10 protein-coding genes are annotated in these 21,499 nt (G+C 62.3%); 4 read left to right on the forward strand and 6 right to left on the reverse strand.

The window, feature by feature from the left end; all coding sequences use genetic code 11:
• Positions 1–319 precede the first annotated feature (319 nt).
• The 5 genes from HDE80_RS10880 to HDE80_RS10900 form a co-directional block, all read right to left on the reverse strand.
• Positions 320–2,020: a DUF3300 domain-containing protein gene (locus tag HDE80_RS10880; protein ID WP_184670717.1), complete on the reverse strand. Its 1,701-nt coding sequence runs from the start codon at positions 2,018–2,020 to the stop codon at positions 320–322.
• 226 nt (positions 2,021–2,246) lie between these two features.
• Positions 2,247–6,059, reverse strand: coding sequence for a translocation/assembly module TamB domain-containing protein (locus HDE80_RS10885; protein WP_184670719.1), 3,813 nt, complete (start codon positions 6,057–6,059; stop codon positions 2,247–2,249).
• Complete coding sequence (locus HDE80_RS10890) at positions 6,056–7,834, reverse strand: autotransporter assembly complex family protein (protein ID WP_184670721.1); 1,779 nt, start codon at positions 7,832–7,834, stop codon at positions 6,056–6,058. The genes HDE80_RS10885 and HDE80_RS10890 overlap by 4 nt, the downstream gene beginning before the upstream one ends.
• Positions 7,835–8,047: 213 nt before the next feature.
• On the reverse strand, positions 8,048–10,669 hold the full coding sequence (locus HDE80_RS10895; protein WP_184670723.1) for a glycosyltransferase: 2,622 nt from the start codon (positions 10,667–10,669) through the stop codon (positions 8,048–8,050).
• A gap of 252 nt (positions 10,670–10,921) precedes the next feature.
• Positions 10,922–11,389, reverse strand: coding sequence for a Dps family protein (locus HDE80_RS10900; protein WP_184600805.1), 468 nt, complete (start codon positions 11,387–11,389; stop codon positions 10,922–10,924).
• Positions 11,390–11,519: 130 nt separating this feature from the next.
• On the opposite strand from HDE80_RS10900, the gene hrpA reads away from it, so the two are divergent.
• Positions 11,520–15,674: an ATP-dependent RNA helicase HrpA gene (hrpA, locus tag HDE80_RS10905; RefSeq protein WP_184670792.1), complete on the forward strand. Its 4,155-nt coding sequence runs from the start codon at positions 11,520–11,522 to the stop codon at positions 15,672–15,674.
• A gap of 4 nt (positions 15,675–15,678) precedes the next feature.
• On the opposite strand, the gene HDE80_RS10910 is transcribed toward hrpA, so the two are convergent.
• Positions 15,679–16,152, reverse strand: coding sequence for a hypothetical protein (locus HDE80_RS10910; protein WP_184670725.1), 474 nt, complete (start codon positions 16,150–16,152; stop codon positions 15,679–15,681).
• 197 nt (positions 16,153–16,349) lie between these two features.
• On the opposite strand from HDE80_RS10910, the gene HDE80_RS10915 reads away from it, so the two are divergent.
• From HDE80_RS10915 to HDE80_RS10925, 3 genes are all read left to right on the forward strand, one after another.
• Complete coding sequence (locus tag HDE80_RS10915; RefSeq protein ID WP_184670727.1) at positions 16,350–18,479, forward strand: bifunctional (p)ppGpp synthetase/guanosine-3',5'-bis(diphosphate) 3'-pyrophosphohydrolase; 2,130 nt, start codon at positions 16,350–16,352, stop codon at positions 18,477–18,479.
• A 147-nt stretch (positions 18,480–18,626) separates the two neighbouring features.
• Positions 18,627–20,360: a tetratricopeptide repeat protein gene (locus tag HDE80_RS10920; RefSeq protein WP_184670729.1), complete on the forward strand. Its 1,734-nt coding sequence runs from the start codon at positions 18,627–18,629 to the stop codon at positions 20,358–20,360.
• Between the two features lie 237 nt (positions 20,361–20,597).
• A complete protein-coding gene (locus HDE80_RS10925) occupies positions 20,598–21,440 on the forward strand; it encodes an NAD-dependent epimerase/dehydratase family protein (protein ID WP_184670731.1) in 843 nt (280 codons plus the stop codon).
• The last annotated feature ends 59 nt before the right edge of the window (positions 21,441–21,499 follow it).

Consider the following 21,499-nt stretch of genomic DNA (forward strand, 5'->3'; position numbering starts at 1 on the left):
TGACCAAGGGCCTTGGTAACAGCACGTTGCCAAGGCCGTCATGAAAGACCTCGAAACAGGCGACACCGAAGTGATTGCCAACAACACTTCGTGGAATGTCAAAGCAGGCTTTGGAAAAACGCCGTCGGCTTATCTGGCGACCAGCGCGCAGTGAAATAAAACGGCCGACGAGTCTGGATCCGATGCTTTCATGCATCGTCCAAACAGTCAGCCGTTTCAGGTAAAGCGATTACTGCTTAGGGCAAGGCAGTGATCGTTGTTAAGCCGTGATGCCGTCCATGGCGCCTCACCTGATCGGTCGGTGAGCTATCAAGAGCAATCAGCGGTGCTTGTCGTCATCCTTGCGCTTTGGCTTTGCGGCGGGATGTGGCGCAGGGTGAGCAGCACCGCTGTTGTGCGGCTGCGGACGCGGTGCTGCTTGCTCGTGGCGGGCCACTTCCTGCGGACGCGGCTGCGCCATTGGGCGTGGCGCAGCCGTCTCGCGAGGAGCCGCGGCCTGTCGTTGCTGCGGCGCCTGCCGCTCCGGCTGGTTGAAATGTTGTGCTTCGACCGGTCGTGCGGTTGCGTGTTGCTGCGCTGGTGTATTCACGTGCTGCTGGGGTGCAAATGCGGCATGAGTCTGTGCCGCCGTATGTTGTTCGGCACCGTTGGCGCGATTCACTGCCTCACGATTTTGCTGAGCGCCGGGCAAGCCGTGCTGCGTGTTTGCCACGTTGGAATGTGCGAGGTTGTTCGGCGCTGCGTGTCCCACGGCGCGCTCGCTTTGCGCCGTGGTCACACCGCGTTGCGGTACGCCGTTGAAGTGCGGCATGCTCATCGGGGCGTGTGCTGCAGCGGCCACATTTGCATGAGCCACGGCCGGGTTGCCGGCGATGCCGCGCGCGCCCTGCTGACCCGGAAGAGCACGCTGGGCGGCGGCGTTAGCGCCGAAGTTAGGAGTTGCGGCTGCACCCGGGCGATTGTTGACCACGGTGTTGCCAACGTTCCGGTTGTTGTTGATGTTGTTGACCGTACGGTTGTTGCCGTAATTGTTATTGGTGACGTTGTTGTGATTGATCACCGTGGTGGAACGCGAGACGTAGGTGTTGTTGTTGTAGACCACAGCCGGACGGCCGCCACCGTAGCCGCCGCCATAGCCACCACCGCCGCCGCCGTGACCACCCCAGTTCATGCCCCAATTGTTCCAGCCATAACCACCACCGCCGCCATAACCACCATCATGGTGGTGACCGAATAGCGAGCCGACCAGGATCGCTGCGCCGAAACCGATGGCGCCTGCGGCAATGAGATCGCCGCCGCTGTATCCGCGCGGTTGTTCATAGACATAACCGGGATAATAGGGAACCTCTTCACCGTAGACGACCTGCGGGTTGTACTCCGGCACATAAACGGTGTCCGGATTGCTCGGCTGGATTTCGATCACCTGGGTCGGTGCGGGCACGACGGAATATACCGGCTGGCCGCCATCGCTCTGATAATCGACGGGCGTTGCCGTCTGTGTCTGCACGGTCAGTTGCGTGGAACTGCGCAGACTGCCGTGCGACGACGCGCGCTGGCGCATGACCTGGATCGCATTCATCACGTCCGTTGGATCGTTGACATACGCTTCACCAAGCGAAGTCGTCCAGTCAACGTTCTTCGCCATCTGGTCGAGCACGCTGGGGAAAACGGTCAGGCCTTTGACGCTGGGATCCCATGGCTGCTGGGCGATGGCGGTCTGCAGCGCATCACCTTTCAGGTTCGGATTCTGGTCGACCACGCCATCAGCGGCGGTGATCTGGTCAGGATAGGTCGAGCCGGCCAGCACCTGCGCCACGAGTTTGTCCGGGAACAACGCGATCGGCGCGACCATTTGATAAAGCTGATCGGCGGACGGCGGTGTGTAGGCCGCCTGTTGGGCGCCCGCGGCTGTCTGTGCCGGTGCGGGGGCCGATGCGGAACTAGCAAGAGGCTGCGCCGGCGTGGCTGGCTGATTGCAGCCTGCTATCACTACGAAGCCTGCGCAGAGCAGGGTGTACATCGTGTTTCGTGCAAGCGGCATACGGGGCACGGGGCAACCTCTCAGGTAAATGGGTGAAAGTACGGAAATCCAAATCCTTCCTGCAATTCCTTTCGGAGACGTTCTGTTCGAAGACGCTTCCTGTCGAGAACTTGCAGCTTTCTTAGTCCGCACTCGTGATTTCAAGCGGAAGTGTGGCGTGAGGTGGATTATCAGGGCGTGATTTGAACGGTTGCTGTCGCGACAGTTACCGTTCGTAGCGATAGTTCAGGCTGGCGCGGTTGAAGTCGGTAGCGTTCTGCGCCTCGAAGTTCCAGCGTTGGGTGAGGCGATAACGCAGCGTAATTACCTGGCCGGATTCAAACAGGCCAACGCCATAGCTGAGATAAAGCCGCGGTGACAGATACTTACCCACGGTAAACGCGGAGTTGCCGTTCAGTGCGTCGCTATTACTGACGCCGATATCGTCTACGCCCAAGCGCGATCCGATCCGCTTTGCCAGGAAATTACCGCCGGCCGAGCCCAGTGCCTGCGCAGCGGAACTGACGGCACTGCCTTCGCCACCTTTCACATCCGATAGCGGCTTGCCAGTGATCAGGTATGACAGTGCGTCGGATTGTTCCATCACGGGATTGGAGAACACGGTAACGCTTGGGCGCTGCGCGGTGCCGGCAATCAGTAATCCGACCACTTGCCCGTCATCGACGGTGGCGTTCGGGTTGATCTTGCGCACGGCGCGGATGTTGAGGCCGGGGTTGTCGATCGGCGTGCTGGCGAACAGCAGCTGACCGCGCTCGATCTGCAGATTCTGACCGTAGGCTTTATAGGTGCCGTCCACACCGATCTGGCCGCGACCGGTAGTGGCGCGTCCGGGTATTTCGCTGACCGTGAGCTGGCCACTGAGGTGACCATCCAGACCCTTGCCGATCAGGTGGGTCTTGGAGCCGAGATCGACTTTCACCTGCGCACTGATCGGCAGCCCTTTGGCAGCTTGCTCCTGCTGTTCCTGATCGACGACCACGATGTCTGGCGAGGCTTTGGTGGCGCCGGCGCCGGGCAGCTTGTCGAGATTGACGTCAGCGCTGTCCAGCGTGACACCGCCGCCAACATCGATGCCTTTGGCATCCTGCTTGATGGTCAGATCCGGTGAGACCACAACCTTGGCGGCAGGAATGTCGGCGGCGGTGAACTGGCTCCCCTTGAGCGTGATCGTCGTTTGCGCACTGGCACCAAGGTCACCGCTCCCATCGATCGCCAACGTGCCCTTGCCGGACTGCACGTTGCCCGTGATACGGAAGTGCTGCGCATCCAGCGCACTGACCACCACCTTGCCCTGCGTGAGCTTGAGACCGGCGGCGGGCACTTCGGCGGCAAAGTCGCTGAGGGTGGCGTTGCCGAGAACAGACGGCTGTTTCAAAGTGCCGCCAATACGGAAACTGCCGCCTAGCGCGCCCTTCACGTTGGCTACCTGACTGGTCAGCAGCTCGATGAAACCGAGTTTGTTGAGGCGCAGATCGAGCTGGCCGTTGAGCGACTGCTGCGCACCGCTGACGATGATTTGGCCGTCCAGACGTCCACCGCCGTCGAGGCCGCCGTGCAGCTCGACGCGCTGGCTGTCCGGCGAGAGCGTAGCGTTGATGCCCAACTGGTTGTAGGTCAGCAGCGGCTCGTCGGCGTGGTCGGTATAGGTCACGCTGCCGTTTGCCGAGGTGATTGATGCGGTGCCGCTCAGCGCTCCAGCCGCGTTGCGACGGATGTTGCCGCTGCCTTCCAGCGTACCGTCAGCGCGCACCGGCAGATTGGCTTCACCGGCAGCATTCATCAGCAGCGCGAGTGGTAGCTGGCGCAAGCGGTAGCTGGCATCGAGGTTGCCTGCCTTGTCCTGTTTGGCCTGCACGCATAGCAGCGGATCGCCAGCACTCAGGCACATTTCCGACATGCTCATTGCACCGCCAACGTAGGCGAGCTGCGCCGGTTGCTGCAAGCGCAGGCCAGGCAAGCCTTGCGGCTCCAGTGTTAGCGTGGACAGCGTGCCGCGCCAGTCGGAGCCTTTCAGCGCACCGCTCAACGCCAGCACTGCTGAAAGCTGCGTGCCGCGCGCATCGAGATTCAGATGGTGCTGCGCTGCTGTGCCGCTGGCTAGCAGGCTGATCTGCGAAAACAGCAGACCGCTGGCATTCACGCCGTGCAGCTGCAGGTTGAACTTGCCGCCGGGGTTGCTGATGTCCGGCACGTTGGCATCGAGCTGCAGGCTGGCGACGCGCTGCTGCTGGTAGGCGATGGACTGCCCCTGCAGCTGGCCGTCGACGCTGAGCTTCGGCTGCCGGCCGCGAAGATGGAACGCGCCATTCAATCGACCGCTGGCATCGGGCAGCCAATCCCCCAGCGAGGTGACGGCAAGATCCAGCGCAATATTGTTGGCAGCGCCGCCGCCTGAACTTTTCGCGCTCACACGTACGGTGCTGTCCCCCGAGGAGAGATTGAGTTGACCGTCGACGACTTCGTTGGGCGAAAGATGCAGCATGCCGTCGCCCTTGATCGCGCGCTTGCGCAGCGTGCCGTTGAGTTTGCGGATTTCCAGCGTCACGTCGGGACGGTTCTGCGGCAGCGTGCCGTGGCTGGCGATGTCGAAGTTCAGCGCGCCGTTCCAGCCAGCTAGCAGCTGGCCGGGATCGAGCTGATCGGCGGTGGCATCGACCTGCCAGGCCAGTGCCGGCTGAAGGGTCAACGTGCCGTTGACCTGCATCCCGCCACGCACCTGCTTCAGCGCTAGCGTATGCAAAGCAATCTGCTGCGGTGTGCCGTCGAGATTCAGCGCCAGTGACGCCAGCTTGCCGGGTGGGCCGATCGCGACATCGCCTTCCGCGTGATAGTTGTTGGAACTGCCACTGGCTTTCAGTGTGCCGTGACTGGTCAGCGGCTGGCCGGCCAACTCCGCCGGTAGTTGCAGGTCGTTCCACTGGATGGCCAGCTCGGCGCTTACTGGCTGCGCATCGAGTTGCACGGTGCCGCTGGCCGCCACACTCCCCTTGATCTGCGGTGAGCCCAGGTTGAGTTGGCGCAGGGTCAGCGTCTTCAGGTCGTGATCGAACTGCACGCTGAGCGGTTGCAACAGCAGCTTGTAGGCGTTGAGGTTGAGCGTGCCATCGAGAACAGCGCTGTAGCGGTCGCCGTGGCCTTGCAACGACAACGCGAGCGTCTTCAGCGAACTCTCGCCGAGCAGCGGTTTGGGATCGAAAGTTGGCGCATCGAGTTTGGCCGTCCAGACGTAGTCGCCGCTCTGGCTCAGATCGAGTTGCAATTGTACGACTGTTGGCTGTTGAAGTTTTAAATCCACATGCGCGCGCTGGCCGTCGCTATGCACGGTGAGGCTGCCGGCATAGTCCGTGGTGTCGATCTTCCACGCAAAGCTGGCACTGCCGTTGCCCTGGTAATTCTTGCCCACGGCCAGATTGCCGTCGAGCATGGCGTGGCCATCCGGTGCCTGCAGATCGAGCTGGTGCAGTTCGATGCCCTTGCTGGTCCAGCTGCCGGCGAGGTCGAGCTTGTTCGAGGCGAACACGGTCTGCTTGGCCTGGGTGATTGTTACGGAACCGACATGCACGCGATCCAGCAACAGATCCAGCGGCGGTCTCAATGAAAAGGTCGAGTCGCTTTTTTCCGTTGGTGATGCGTTCGACGGCAGGGCTACGTTGACGCCATCGACATTGAGGTCCAGCACGTGTAACCGTTTGCCCAACAGGGGCCAGATGCGCAGATCGAGATGGACGGTGGCGACCTGTGCATCAAGCCCGGTGCCGTCGCGATAGCGCACGCCGGAGAGATCGAGCGGTCCGATCAGACGTCCGTCGGCTTGTTGTACCTGCAGTGCACCATGAGTCATCGATTGCGCGTGTGCCAGCGCAAAGCGCAGACCGGATGAGGTGCCGAGCAGCCATGCGGCGGCCGCGACGATCAATACAAAGAGCAGCAATAAAATCGCGCCGATCCAGCGCAGCCGGTGACGCAGTGGCGGCTTGGCAGAAGAAGCGGACGGGTTCATGGCATTCACATCACTCATAGATCCGGTCCGATCACGAGGTGCAATTCAAAGCCGCTTTCGCGCGAGTTGTGAATCGGTGTGCCGACATCAACGCGGATCATGCCCACCGGCGACAGCCAGCGTACGCCGAGACCGGCGCCGATGACTGGGCTGTAATTGGTGCCGGTGAACGCGTTGCCGGCGTCGACAAATGCCGCCATGCCCCAGGTGCGGGTGAAGTAATGCTCCACTTCGGTGCTGGCGACCAGCAGATTTTCGCCACCAATGACGCGACCGAAACTGTTGAGCGGACCGACTTCCTGAAACCCATAGCCTCGGATCGAGCGATCGCCACCAGCGAAAAAGCGCAGTTGCGGAGGCAGTGCAGTGAAGTCGTTGGTCCAGGTGACGCCAGCCGTGCCACGCAGGATCAGTCGGTTGCGATCGTTGGCGCCAAACGCGTCGATCCATTTGGCATCGGCCATCAGCTGGCTGAAGCGCGCATCGGAGAGCAGTGTGCCGGCGGTGCTGCGTGCGGTCAGGCTCAGTGACCAGCCGTGATGGACGAAGTTGGGATTGTCGGCCTTCTTGCGCGACAGCGACGCTTCGCCAAATACCTCGGTACTGCGGCCGTGCTCGATGCCGGGCGTGCTGTCCGGCTCGTTGCCGATCTTGCCCACGGTGAACGTACCAGACAGCGCATGCACGCCGAGCGTTCGAGTCCAGCCGTGCCACAGTTCGGTTTCGTTGGCGACCAGCTCGAGCGTACGCGACTGCGAGGTATCGGTATTGGAGTCGCGATAAGTGGCGCCATAGTTGAGGCTACGCTGGTTGGTGCCGGGCAGGGGAACGGAATACAGCGTGGACACCGTTTTCAATCGTTGCGCCAGCACCACTTCGTTCTTCCACTTGTGCCCGCGGCGGTTGACCCAGCGACGCTCGATGCCGCCGCGTACGCCTACGCCGGTGTCTGTGCCAATGAACGGACCGCCGCTGTAGATCGTGCGCTTGGCCGGCGCCAGTTGCACACTGATATCGACGACACCATTTTTCGCGCTGTCCACATCGGGCAGCACGTTGACTACTGAAAAATAATCCGCGCCGTTCAAGGCTTGCTGCAGTTCCAGCAACTGATCCTGTGAGAAATAATCGCCGGGTTTGAACGGTATATAGCGATCGAGAAAATCCTCGCGGAACTGGGAGTTGTCAAAGTGCACCTGACCATAGCGGTAGCGTTCTCCAGCTTCCCATGCCAGCGTGATGACGGCGTGGTGCTCCGCTCGATTCACTTCGACACGATGAGTCACCAGCCTGGCATCGAGAAAGCCATTCGCGGTGAGCGCGCCGCTGACGCGATCACGCAGATCATCGTAGGCGCCATCGTTCAGTGGCTGGTCCTTGAGCTTTTCCAGTGCGCGCATGGCGCGACGGATCGGTGCGATGGTCGCGGCCTGCTTGTCCATGGTCAGATTGACGGTCGTGATTTTCACCGGCTCGCCCGCCGTCACGTGCAGGGTGACTTTCCAGTCCTTGCCGATCTGTTGAATGTCACCGGTGGTGGTGGCTTCGTAGTAACCGTAGGGTTGAAGCGCCGCTTTCACCTGATCCGGCGCGCGTTCGTAGAGACGGCGCGCCTGAGCGTCGCTCACGTCGCGTGCTGCGTATTGCGATAACTCCACGCTCGCAGTCACTGCGTTTTTGAGTGTGTCATCCACACCATCCACCACAAGTTGCACACCGGCATGCGCCAGCGGCGTCAGCAGCAGCAAATTCAGCGCCAGCAGCAATCGCTGACGTTGGGTAAATCGGCGCATGCGTGGGGGTTCCGTCCTCAAGGGCGTGTGCACGTAAACTAAGCCGTAAGCTTAGTTCAGAGAAATGTCCGCGGAGTATGAACGTACCGCACCGATGCAGCACTGATCAGTACAGTGTTATCGCCACTGTACTGAATTAGTACCTGAGAACCGGCGTTGGAGTGTCTCTGCGCGACGGCGATAGCGTGTTGCAAATCGTCGCGATCGGCTCTATCAGCCAGCCTTGTCACCCGCACGATGAGCGATCCACGCGCCGGCGACCGCTGAAAAATAGGGAATCGACTGCGCGCAGAGGATGAATATCCACAGGCGGCCCTCGATGAGGTGCGAGGCGTAACCCATGGCGATGCCAACCACGCACATGCTGATGGCGAAGGCCATCATCATTTCCTCGCGCACCGGCGCGAAGGCGGCAAAGCTCGATTCGCCCAGACGGCGGCTTTTTGCAGTCACCACGAACGAGGTTTTCTCGCGCGTCAGTCCGTGCAGGATGCCGCGCGCGATCGCGTGGCTCAGACCCATGCTGGCCAGCGAAGCCATCAGCGTGTCGTACCAGCTGCACGGCACGCGGGCGCGGTACAGCACGATGCCGAAGATCGCCTTGGCAAAAAAGAAGCCGATGATCGGAATCAGGAACAGCTGCATCGGCAGGCTGAAAAGTTCGGGGTAGGCCACCATGCCGGCGGTCCAGAAAATCGCCATCAGGCTGAATAGCAGATGCAACGCGTCGGCGAACCAGCTGAACCAGCCGGTGAGGAAGTGGAAGCGTTGGCCACCGGACAGCGGGCCGGCCTTGGTCATCCAGCGCCAGCGACCTTTGAGGATCTGCATCGCGCCGAAGGCCCAGCGATAGCGCTGGCTCTTGTACGCCTTGAAGTCGGCCGGGGTCAGGCCCTTGCCCATCAGTTCGTCGACGTAGACCAGGTCGTAACCGGAGTGCATCAGGCGCAGGCCCAGCTCGGCGTCTTCGCAGATCGTCCACTCCGACCAGCCACCGGTGCCTTCCAGCGCCGAGCGCCGCACCATGGTCATGGTGCCGTGTTGGATGATCGCGTTGCGTTCGTTGCGATGATGCATGCCAATGCGGAAGAAGCCGTCGTATTCCCAGGCGGTCATGCGGCGGAACGTGTTGTTCTCGAATTCGCGATGCGCCTGTGGGCACTGCACCACGGCGACCTTCGGATCGTGGAAGTGGCCGGTTAGTGTGGACAGCCAGTCGTGGCGTACTTCGTAGTCGGCGTCAATCACCGCGACAACATCGGCACGCGGATCGGTTTCTTTCAAACCAAAATTCAGTGCGCCGGCCTTGAAGCCCGGCCACGGCTCCAGATGGAAGAAGCGGAAACGCTTGCCGAGCTGTTCGCAATACGCCTGCACCGGTTTCCACACGTCCGGGTTCTTGGTGTTGTTGTCGATCACCAGCACTTCGTAGTTCTCGTAATCGAGTGCGGCCAGCGAATCGAGCGTGATGATCACCATCTCCGGCGGCTCGTTGTAGCAGGCCAGGTGAATCGATACGAACGGCTGCTTCTCCAGGCGGTCTGGCCTCAGCATGCCGGCATTACGCACCCAGCTTCGGCGCCATAGCACTTCGGTGAACTCGAAACCGTTGATCAGCAGGATGGCAAGAATCGCGATCTGCGCCGGGAACAACAGCACCAGCATGGTCCAGTCGATCCAGCTGAGATAGAAATTGAACGGTAAGGTGGCCGACCACGTCAGCAGTCCGCAGGCGAGCTGGATCAGCATGCAGAAAAACAGCCGACCCATCGGCTTGAAGCGGCTGAAGCGGCGCGCAAACCAGATCATCGGCAGCAGGGCGAGCAGGCTGGCGGCGATCGCCTTCCACGGCCAATTGGTGTCCTCGATGATCGGGCCGGTCAACGGAAACTTCAGCTGGCGGTCGGCGTTGAAGATACCCCAGTAAGCGCCGGTGCGGCCTTCGCCGAGGTCTTCTTTCCAGGGTTGGTCGAAGGCTTCGAACAGGTAGTAATCGATATTTTCTTTCTTGGCCTCGTTCAGCCATACCCGGTCGAAGATCGCCTCGTTGGAGATCGAAGGATAGGACTGCTTTTGACGGTCGCCGTTGGATGGCCAGCCAATTTCACCGACCACAATGTGCTTGTTCGGAAAACGATGCTGTATGGCATGGTAAGCACCCAGCGCCTGGCCAACGGCGTCGGACTTGCCGTTTTCTCCGCTGGACACCGTCACGCCATTCCAGAACGGGAACAGGTGGATGGTGATGAAATCGACGTGGTCGGCCAGCTCGGGATACTTCAGCCAGATGTAGTCGGGCTCGGCAATCGATACCGGCTGATGCAGCGCGGCGCGCACCCGATCCGCATAGGCCATCATCTGTTCGGGCGTGACGTCATTTCGGTAGAGGACCTCGTTACCCACGATGACCCGATCGATCGTGCCGGGATAGCGGCGTGCCTGCGCGATCAGCGCATCGATCTCTTTCTCGTTGCCATCCATCCCCTTCAGGATCTGGGCCCCGGCCATCACCTTCAGACCCTGTTTTTCAGCCAGTCGCGTGACCTGGGGGTTTTCCAGCATCGAGTAGGTGGCGATGCGGGAGGTATAGCGGCCGAGCAGCTTGAGATCGTCCTCGATCTGATCGTCGCTGGGAAAGTCGTGATTGAACGGGTTCTGGTAGCGCTGGAAGCCGGAGTAGGCAAAACCGCTGATCTGACCGTGCCAGTCGCCTGGCCCATTAGGCAGGTTGCCCCACCACCACAGTCCGATATTCAGCGCGGCCACGAGCAGCGCGATCGCCAGGGCGGAGAGAAGCGGGTACTTGCTGTCGTGGTTTGCTGCCGTGGCGCTCAAAAAAATTCCCGGAAAAGCCTGCGTCGGAAGCGCAAAAGCTTAGGGAGCTTAACCAATGCAGGGCAACAGGCTCAACCAAAAGCACACGCGGTGGTCAGCGCGAGGTCAGGACGGGTTGTAGTGACGGCCTGCAATAAGGTGTAAAAAGCCCGCTCGTCGGTCGCTAAGTACCGAGATGACAGAAAGAAAAACGGCGCCGTCCGAAGAAGGCGCCGGTGACTCCGGGAGGATCGAGATTTCCCGAGCTATCGCTTATTTCAGCAACGAGCGCAGCATCCAGGCAGTTTTCTCGTGCTCCTTGAGGCGGCCGGTCACCATGTCGGCCGTGCCTTCGTCGCCCGGACCGTCAGCGGCCTTGATGGTTTCGCGGGCGGTATGCGCGGCAATTTCATGGCCCTCGACCAACTGGGCGACCATTTCCTTCCACTCCGGTACGCCAGCCTCCTCCTTGATCGAGGTGAGCTTGCCGAACTGGCTGTAGGAGCCCGGAGCGGAGACATCGAGCGTGCGGATACGCTCGGCCACCTCGTCGGCGGCCAGCCACAGTTCGTTGTACTGCACTTCGAACATGGCGTGCAGCGAGTTGAACTGCGGGCCGGTGACGTTCCAGTGGAAGCTGTGGGTTTTCAGGTAAAGCGAGTACGTATCGGCCAGCAGCTTGGACAGGTGCTTGGCGATCGCTTCGCGATCTTTTTTATCGATACCGATGGAAATGGACATGTCGTGCTCCTTCCGATGGGGAAATCTGTCGCATTCACATTAGCCGTTACGCAAGTACGAAGGAAATGAATCGTGCCGATGTCGACGATAGTCACCGGCTATGATGTGCAGTCCCATGAATGACGCTTCCATGCCCTCTGCCAACGCCACTGTCGATAGCCGCTTGCGTGGACTGCGCCGGGCGCTGGATGGCGTATCCAGCCGTGATTTCGGTCGACTGCTTGGCCGCTGGCGGTCGTTGTCACGTCGCCTCGATGAGAGCAGGCTGGCCGTGCTGGCGGTCGATATTGAAGCTTCCGCGGCAAGACGGCGCGCGCGCGTGGCGACCAAGCCGGCGATCCGGCTGGACGAGTCGCTGCCGATCAGCGCGCGCGCCGAGGACATCGTCGAGCTGATCCGCAAACATCAGGTCGTGGTGATCGCCGGTGAAACCGGCTCGGGCAAGACCACCCAGTTGCCCAAGCTGTGCCTGGCCGCTGGTCGTGGCGAGGCAGGCATGATCGGTTGTACCCAGCCGCGCCGCCTGGCAGCGCGATCGGTAGCGCGCCGCGTGGCGGAAGAACTGGGTACACTGATCGGTGAGATCGTCGGCTTCCAGGTGCGCTTCAACGATCAGGTGTCCGAACGCAGCCTGATCAAGTTCATGACCGACGGCATCTTGCTCGCCGAGACGCAGGGCGACCCATGGCTCAGCGCCTACGACACCATCATCATCGACGAGGCGCACGAGCGCAGCCTGAATATCGACTTTCTGCTGGGCTATCTGAAGCGGCTGGCGAAAAAGCGGCCGGAGCTGAAGATCATCGTCACCTCGGCGACCATCGATACCGCACGCTTCGCCGAGCACTTCGATGGCGCGCCGGTTGTATCGGTGGAAGGTCGTGCGTTTCCGGTCGACGTGTGCTGGCGCTCGCTCGATCAGCTGGCTTCAGCCTCCGATCAGAAGCGTGGCACCCGCGATATGCAGCAGGGTAGTGCCGAACACATCGCAGCCGTGCTGGATGAAATCACGCATGACGACCCGCGCGGCGACGTGTTGGTGTTCCTGCCCGGCGAACGTGAAATCCGCGATGCGCACCTGCTGCTGTCGCGCCGTCAATACCGCGAGACCGAAATCATGCCGCTGTACGCGCGGCTGTCGGCCGGCGATCAGGATCGCGTGTTCAAACCCGGCAGCAAACGCCGCGTGGTGCTGGCCACCAACGTGGCAGAGACCTCGCTCACTGTGCCGCGCATCCGCTATGTGATCGATACCGGCACCGCGCGGGTGAAGCGCTACAGCCAGCGCAGCCAGCTCGAACGGCTGCATGTCGAAGCGATCGCGCAGGCGGCGGCCGATCAGCGCAAGGGTCGCTGCGGTCGCGTGGCGGCAGGCATCTGCTATCGCCTGTATGACGAGGCCGACTACGCCAGCCGCGCAGCGTTCGCTGATCCCGAGCTGCTGCGTTCGTCGCTGGCCAACGTGATACTGCGCATGCTGGCATTGCAGTTGGGCGAGGTCGAGGACTTCCCATTTCTCGAAGCGCCCGATCCGCGCGTGGTGGCCGACGGTTATCGGCGGCTTGCCGAAATCTCGGCCATCGACGAGGCGCGCAAGCTCACCGCCATCGGCCGCATGCTGGCGAAAATTCCGGTCGACGTGCAGCTGGCGCGCATGCTGGTCGAAAGCGAGAAGCTGCACAGCCTGCGCGAGGTGTTGACCATCGTCAGCTTTCTCAGCGTGCAGGATCCGCGCGAACGTCCCGCCGATGCACGCCAACAGGCCGATGCTGCGCACGCAGTGTTCGCCGACCCAAAGTCCGACTTCGTCGGCGTGCTGAATCTGTGGCGCGCCTATCACGAGGTGCACGAAGAGCTGACCCAATCGAAGCTGCGTGACTGGTGCTCGCGGCACTTTCTCAGCTTTATGCGCATGCGCGAGTGGCGTGAGTTGCATCGGCAGCTGTTGCTGGTGGTGCAGGATCTGGGGTGGACGCGGGATGGGAATGCCGCTTCGGCAGAGAGCGCCATCAAATCCCCCTCTCTTCGTTGGAGAGAGGGCCGGGGTGAGGGGCCGGGCTTGCGGGATAATGTAAACAGAGCCTCAGCGAGAGCAAAAAAGACGAACAACCTCTCGTCGCGCGAGCACCTGCCCCTCACCTCAATCCTCTCCCCACAGGGGAGAGGAGGCGAACGCGAGAAGCAATCTGTTGATGAAGAGGCGGCTGTCGCACGCCTCTTTGAATCCATCCACCGCAGCCTGCTCGCCGGTCTGCCGACCCAGGTCGGCCGCAAGGACGAGAAGGGTGTGTACCAGAGCACGCGCGAGCGCAAGTTCCACGTGTTCCCCGGCTCGGCCTTGTCCAAGGCTCCGCCGAACTGGATTTTTTCCGCGCAGATTCTCGATGTGGGCGGGCGCGTGTGGGGCATGATGAATGCTCGCATCGAGCCGTTGTGGATCGAGCAGCAGGCAGCACACCTGTTACGCGCGAGCTGTCGCGATGCGCACTGGTCGAAGAAGCGTGGTTGCGTGGTGGCCTACGAGCAGGTCAGCCTGTTCGGGTTGGTGCTGGTAGAGAAACGGCCGGTGACGTTCCAGTTGCAGGATCCGCCGCTGGCGCACGCGATTTTCCTGCGTGAGGCATTGACTCGTGGCGACATCGACACCCGTGCGGATTTCGTGCGTGCCAATCAGCGCGTGCTCGAGGATGCCTTGGGCATCGAAGCGAAGCAGCGACGTGAAGGGCTGATTCGCCATGAGGATGATCTGGTGGCTTTCTTCGAGGAAAGGCTGCCGGAAGACATTGCCAGCAGCCGCGCGCTGGATGCGTGGTATCGCAAGGCGCGCCCTGCTGAGCAGGCAGCGCTGCGCTGGTCGCTGGACGATGTGATGGTTGGTGGTGCCGGGCTGGATGCAAAGGCTTTTCCAGCGACCCTGGATATGGGCGCAAGGCGCTACCGCCTCGAATACCGTTTCACACCCGGCGACGAGGCCGATGGCGTGACTCTTCATCTGCCGCTGGCGATGTTGAATGCACTGCCGACGGCGCGCTGCGAGTGGCTGGTACCCGGCCTGCTGGGCGAGAAGGTGGCCGAGCTGATCCGTGGACTGCCCAAGCCGCTGCGGCGCAACTTTGTGCCAGCGCCGGATTTTGCGCGAGCTTTCATCGAAGCAGAATCACCACGCGACGAATCCCTGGTGAAGGTGCTCGCGGCATTTCTCAAGCGAACCACAGGCGTGGAAATCGCCGCGACCGAATTCGCAGCGGTCGAATTGCCAGCGCATTTCTCGATGCGCTATCGCCTGCACGAAGGTGATGACTCGAAGGGCCGTACGCTTGCGACCAGCCGTAATCTGGCCGCATTGCGCCGAGAGTGGGAAGGTCAGGCGCGCGAGGCGTTCTCGCGCAAGACCGATATCGAACTCACCCGCGAGGACGTCACCAGCTGGGATTTCGAGGAGATCCCCGCACGGGTGCATTCCGATGGCGGCCTAATGGCTTTCCCTGCGTTGGTGGATCTAGGCGAGACGGTGGCGCTGCGCGTGTTCGAACGCAGCGACGAGGCCAGTCAGGCGCACCGGCAGGGTGTGGTGCGACTGCTGCGCAATGCGTTGGCCAGCGATGCCAAGCAGGCACGGCGCCGATTGCCGGTGGGCAACGCGCTGGCATTGAAATATGCACCGCTGGGCAGCGTCGATCGACTACGCGAGGATCTGCTCGAAGGCGGTTTCGATGACCTGCTGCAGAGGCATGATCTGGATGTGCGAACGGCCGGCGCATTTGAATCGCTGCACGCGCAGTGCTCACGCGAACTGTTTGCCGCTGGCGTCGAGCGATTGAAACTCGCCGAACCGATCATCGAAGCGCAGGCCGAGCTGAAACCCTGGCTGCAGCCGCCGCTGCTGGGTTTTGCCAAGGCCAGCTACGACGACATGCACGAGCAGCTCGATAGTTTGCTCAGCGTCGGCTTTCTGCACGAGCTGTCGCTGGCCCGACTTGCGCATTTCCCGCGTTACCTGAAAGCGATGCGGCTGCGTGCCGAACGGTTGCAGCAGGATCCGACCAAGGACCAGCAGCGCCTGCTGCAGGTCCTTCCGTATTGGCGCGAGTACCTGAAGCATCGCACCGAGAGAGGTGCAAGTACCGAGAAAGGCACAAGCACCGCTGGCGCCAGCGACGCCAATCTGGCCGAGCTGCGCTGGTTGATCGAGGAGTGGCGTGTCTCGTTGTTCGCGCAGGAACTCAAAACCGCCGAGCCGGTATCGGCCAAGCGGCTGGCCAAGGCGTTATCGGAAATGCCCTGAACGTCTAGCGAACACGTTTGACATGGGCGTTTTCGTAACACGAGGGCACGTACATCATCCAAGTACCCATCAGGGAAGGCTTGATCTGTACTTCGGTGTTGTCACTGGCTCGGCATGCCTGAGGGTCTGGATCGATCGTTTTCCACACCTGGCCGTTGGCCATGGTGAACTCATGCTCCTTGCTCCAGCCATCGAAGTGCCCAGTGATATGGGTATAGATCGTGGTGCGCCTCTGGCTGCCAGGATAGAACACCGGCTTGCCGGTCTCAGTGACGATACGAGTAGTCACCTTGGCATGCGTGCTCAACCAGCTGTCGAGGCTCTGCAGCTCCTGCGGTGAAAGCTTGTCGAGTCCGGCGGCCTTGAACTCGTCGCCGGTCATGCGCTGTTGCAGGCCGTCGGTCTGTTGGGCCTGTGCAGACAGGCAACACAGGGCGAGGGCGGCCGAAAGGAGTGAGTAGCGCAAGCGAATCATCATGGGATGGGTCCTTGGATAGCGGGCAAGCGTGGACGGGATAATCGGAGCGATTACGGGAAGCCGATGCGCGATTCTGCGCGGTAAGCCGCTCCGAAGCCAAGCCTTGCCATTGCCGGAGTCTGGGTGCCTGCCCAGATAGCCGTGAATCGACCCGGCCAGCAGCTAATATGGTCACCTGTTCAAGGACCATTTCTCTCGTGCCTCCAGTCGTCAAATCTTCCAGCTTGCAGCAATGGCGCGATCGCGCCGGCGTGCTGCCGCCGGTGATGGTGGCTGCGCTGGAGGCCTGTGCTCAGCAGCGCCTGCCCGAGGCCGAATGCTGTGACGTGCTGGATTTGCTGGAGCTGCTGGGTTGCGACTCCCAGACCCAGGCGGCGGCATTATGGTTTGAGCTGGCGCGGGTCACCCCCGATGTCTGGAGGACGCAAAGCGCGACGCTTCCGGCAGAATTGAAGCGGCTGGTGGATGGCCAGCAGGCCGCTGAACAGGTGTGGGCATTGCATGCCCAGCACGCGCCGGATGCAGCGACGGAAGGTTTGCGTCGATTGCTTCTTGCGATCGTGCGCGACCTTCGCGTGGTGTTTGTATTGCTGGCGCGGCAGCTGGCCAGGATGCGCGCCGCCATCTCGCTGCCGGGTGAGCAGAGCACAGCACTGGCGCGTTTGACCCGTGATATCCACGCGCCGCTGGCCAACCGGCTCGGCATCTGGCAACTGAAATGGGAGCTGGAGGATCTAGCCTTCCGTTTTCTGCAGCCGGACGTCTACCGACGCATCGCGAAACTGCTCGATGAGCGTCGCGGCGATCGCGAGTTGTTTATTCGCGAGGTGTTGACCGAACTTGGCCAGACGCTGGAGACCAACGGCATTCGTGCGGAACTGGCAGGGCGTCCCAAGCACATCTACTCGATCTGGAAAAAAATGCAGCGCAAAGCGCTGGATTTTTCCGATCTGTACGACATCCGCGCCGTGCGCATCCTGGTCGACAGCGTCGCTGACTGTTATGCCGCGTTGGGTCTTGTGCATGCGCGCTGGCCGCATCTGCCGGGCGAGTTCGATGATTACATCGCGCGACCCAAGGCCAACGGCTACCGCTCCCTGCACACGGCCGTACTCGGTCCGTCGGGCAAGACGCTGGAAGTGCAGATCCGCACCCACGAGATGCATCACGCCAACGAGCTGGGTGTGGCCGCGCACTGGCGCTACAAGGAGGGCGGGAGCAGCGACGTCGAGTTCGAGGCGAAGATCGCCTGGATGCGCAAGCTGCTTGAACCGCGTGGCGAGGACGACAGCGCGCTGGCCGCCGATCTGCACAGCGAACTACTGGAAGATCGTGTCTACCTGCTGACGCCAAAGGGCGAAATTTTCGATCTGGCGCACGGCGCGACGGTGCTGGATTTTGCCTACCTCGTACATACCGAGGTCGGTCATCGCTGCCGCGGCGCCAAGGTCAACGGCCGCATCGTGCCGCTGACTTTCCAGCCGCAGAGCGGCGACCGGGTGGAGATTCTCACCACCAAGCTGGGTGAGCCGAGCCGCGACTGGTTGTCGCCGCACCACGGTTACCTCACCACGGCACGGGCCAAGGACAAGGTGCGCGCGTGGTTCCGGCGGATCGCTCACGATGCCAATGTCGCGGTGGGCCGCACGATGTTCGAGCGCGAACTGAAGCGACTGGCACTGCCCAGCATGGATGTGGCCAAACTGCCGGCGCATTTTCATCTGAAGAATCATGAGGAGCTGCTGGTCGCGCTGGCGTTGGGTGAACTCGTGCCCGGCCAGATCTCGCGCGTGCTGCAGGAAGCTGCGCAGCCGCCGGCCGCACCGGCTGCGCCGGCGCCGGCTTACGTCGCGCGCCCGGCATCGCTGGATCACAGCGCGCTCAGCATCGAGGGCATTGGCAACCTGCTGACCACGCTGGCGCGCTGCTGCCAGCCATTGCCGGGCGACGCGGTGCGTGGCTTCGTCACCAAGGGGCGTGGCGTGTCCGTGCATCGCGCGGACTGCGTCAGCCTGGCGCGGCTGATGCGCACTGATCCGGATCGGGTGATCGAGGTGACCTGGGGCAATGCCGCCAACCAGGCCTACGAGATCGACATCGAAGTGCGTGGCTACGATCGCAAGGGTTTGCAGAAAGACGTGACCGGGATCATCAGCAACACTAGCGCCCATATCATCGCCTCGTCCAGCCGTCTGTTTGCACGCACCGGCGAAGTGGAAATGCGCTACACCCTGCGTGTGCGCGATTTCGAACAATTGTCGACCTTGCTCAGTAAGCTGACCGTGCTGCCCAACGTGCTCGATGCGCGACGCGTCGGTGTGGCGTGAGCGATGCACTCGCGTCGATCGCGCGGACTTCGCAGACGCCGCGCGCCGGAAACCCTTGCGCCCCAAGCTGAACGCGCGACTTTGCGACCTGAAGCGCGCCGGCAGCCCGATGTTAAGCTGCGGCCATTGCCCTGAAGCCCCGGAATCATGAGCGGACGTCGAGACCAGCACGAAGCGGATCCCCATCGTCGCACCGAGCCTACGCTTGGTGATATCGATCATCTGGATTCGCCGCGTGCTCCGTCCAGCGATGGCCTGCCGCAAGTCAACGTCGAAGCACGGACCGGACGGCCGGGAATACCATCGCAGCCGCCCCGCAAAAAACCAGCCGGGAATAAACGCGGCTGGCTCCTGCCAGTGCTGTTGCTCGTACTGATCGCGGTGATCGCCACCGCATGGCTCAACCAGGGCTGGCTGCGTGGAAAGCTGCCGAACACCGAACTCAATGACGTGCTGAGTCGTGCGCAGCAGGCACTGCAGGCTGGACATCTGGACGGCCAGGATGGCACTAGTGCGCGTGAACTTTTCCAGGCGGCCGTGGCGCTGCAGCCGGATAACGATCGCGCTGCCGATGGGCTGCGCCAAGTGGGTCAGGCCGAGCTGGCGCAGGCGGATGCCGCGTTGCAGGCCGGCCATCTCGATCAGGCTGCGCAGCAGGCCGCATCGGCTCGTGATCTGCTCGGCGGCGGTACCGATGTCGATCGGCTCGATGCCCAGATCGCCCAGGCGCGTGCGGCGCAGGGTTCATCGCAGGTCAAAACGGTCGACCTCGTTGATCAGGCGCAGCAGGCGCTGGCCGACGGCAAGCTCGAAGGCCCGCACGGCGCCGGCGCGCTCTACAAGCAGATGCTGCAGGCCGACCCGAACAATGCGGTCGCCGCGCATGGGCTGGATCAGGTCGGTGACGCGCTGGCGGTGCAGGCGCACAAGGCGTTCGACGCCAATGACAGCACCACCGCCAATGCCACGGTCGAGGAACTGGCCGCGCTGCAGCCGAACAACGGTGCGCTGCCGGCACTGCGCGCGCAGCAGGCGCAGACGCGCAAGCAGGACGATGGCGCACTCGATGCCGAGCTCAAGCAGGGTATGGACGCTTTTCGTGCCGGCCGCATTGTGGGCCAGGGAGACGACACCGCGTTGAGTCACTTCAAGGCCGCGCTGGCGATCGATCCAGACAATGCCGATGCCCGGGCCGGCCTCGGCAAGGTGGCGCAGGCGCTGACCGTGCAGGCCAGCGCGGCGATCGATGCCGGCGACACCGGACAGGCGACGCAGCTGCTTGATCAGGCCGCCGCACTGGCGCCGAAATCGGCCGACCTTGCTGCCGCGCGCGCGCGTCTCAACAGCACACCAGCCCAGGGCGCTGCATCACCCGCCGGCGATCCGAATTCGCAAGCGGACGACTCAGTGCAACCCTCCGCCCCGGTCGTGCTGTCGCCGCAACAGAGCGCCACAGTCGCGCGGCTGGTGCAGCGCGCGCAGGTCGCTGCGGCACGTGGTGACATCATGTTGCCGCCAGGCAACAGCGCCTACGATCTCTACCGCAACGCGCTGGTCATCGATGGCAGTAATGCTGTCGCGCTGCAGGGTTTGCAGGCATTGCCGGTGCAGGTGGAAAAGCAGTTCAACCAGGCTTTGTCCAACGGCAATCTGGGGCAGGCCAGCGACATGCTTCAGAATCTCTCTGAGCTGGCGCCTGGCGAGGCCTCGCAGAGCGCGCTGAGCGATCGACTCGCCAGCGCATGGCTGGATCAGGCCGAGCAGCAATTGAGTTCAGGCGATCGCATCGGTGCTGCCCAATCGCTTGATCGCGCGCGCAAGCTGTCGCCCAACCAGCCACGCGTACTCGATCTTGCCGCGCGACTGCAGAGCAGCCCTTGAGCGTGGCATGAGGCTCGTTCAAGGCACAAGAGCCTGTTCACGATCTCCACGTAGCCCGCGTTGTGCCGTGGCGGTCGCCACGACGCAACCCTTCGGGCCGGGTCGGTTTGCCCCCATGCCAGCGTCATCACTCGGTCGTGTACCGACGTACACTCCCTCCTTCTTCCTTGGCCTGCGCGCAAACCGATCCCGGCGCGGGCCACGTGGAGATCGTGAACAGGCTCTAAGGAATTCGCTTTGACCGTATTGGTCCTCGGGGGAAGCAGCCAGATCGGTCACTTCCTGCTGCCGCGTTTGCTGACATGTGGCGAACCGGTCATCGCAGTGAGCCGACACCCACCAAGCATGTCTTCCGAGGTGCAATGGCGTCTTGGTCATTTGCCCGATGCCATGCCGGAGCTGCCACCGCTATCGGCCATCGTCAGCTTCGGTCCACTGCTGGCATTGGCCGAGTGGCTGGCGAGTGAATCGCTGTCGGGTGCGCCACGAGTAATCGCCACCAGCTCGATGAGTGCCGAAACCAAGCGCGATTCCAGCGTGCCTGCCGAGCGCGAAATATCCCGCCAGCTGCGTGATGGCGAAGCGGCGTTGGCCTCCGCCTGCGCCCGTCATGGTTGCAGCTGGACGGTGCTGCGACCCACGCTCATTTATGGCGCCGGCATGGACAAGAGCCTGACGCCGATGGCGCGTCGGGCCATGCGCCTGCGGCTGTTTCCATTGCCATCCGGTCGCGGTTTGCGCCAGCCGGTGCACGCCGACGATATCGCGCAGGCCGTGCTGGCGGCGCTGGATTGTCCCGCGTCAGTCGGCCGTATTTTGCCGATCGGCGGCGGTGAACGACTGACCGCCGGCGAGATGTTTGCGCGCGTCCATCGCAGCCTGCCTTGCGCCACGCTGCCGCTGCCGCTGCCGGCGTGGCTGTTGCGCCTGGGCCGACATGGCGTGCCGCGATTGCGCGGCCCGTTGCACCGGCTCGATGCCGATCTGATAGCCGACAATGGCGAATTGCAGCGATTGCTCGGCATCAATCCGCGGCCGTTCCACCCCGAGGCCTCGTCATGGGTGCCTGCCCATTTTTAAGTCTGCATAGCGTCGACCGAGCCGTATGCGCCGGAATTTCATGGCTCGCGTTGGTTGCC

Origin of the sequence: Rhodanobacter sp. A1T4, from assembly GCF_014207185.1 — a bacterium.
In the GTDB taxonomy this organism is placed as follows: Bacteria; Pseudomonadota; Gammaproteobacteria; order Xanthomonadales; family Rhodanobacteraceae; genus Rhodanobacter.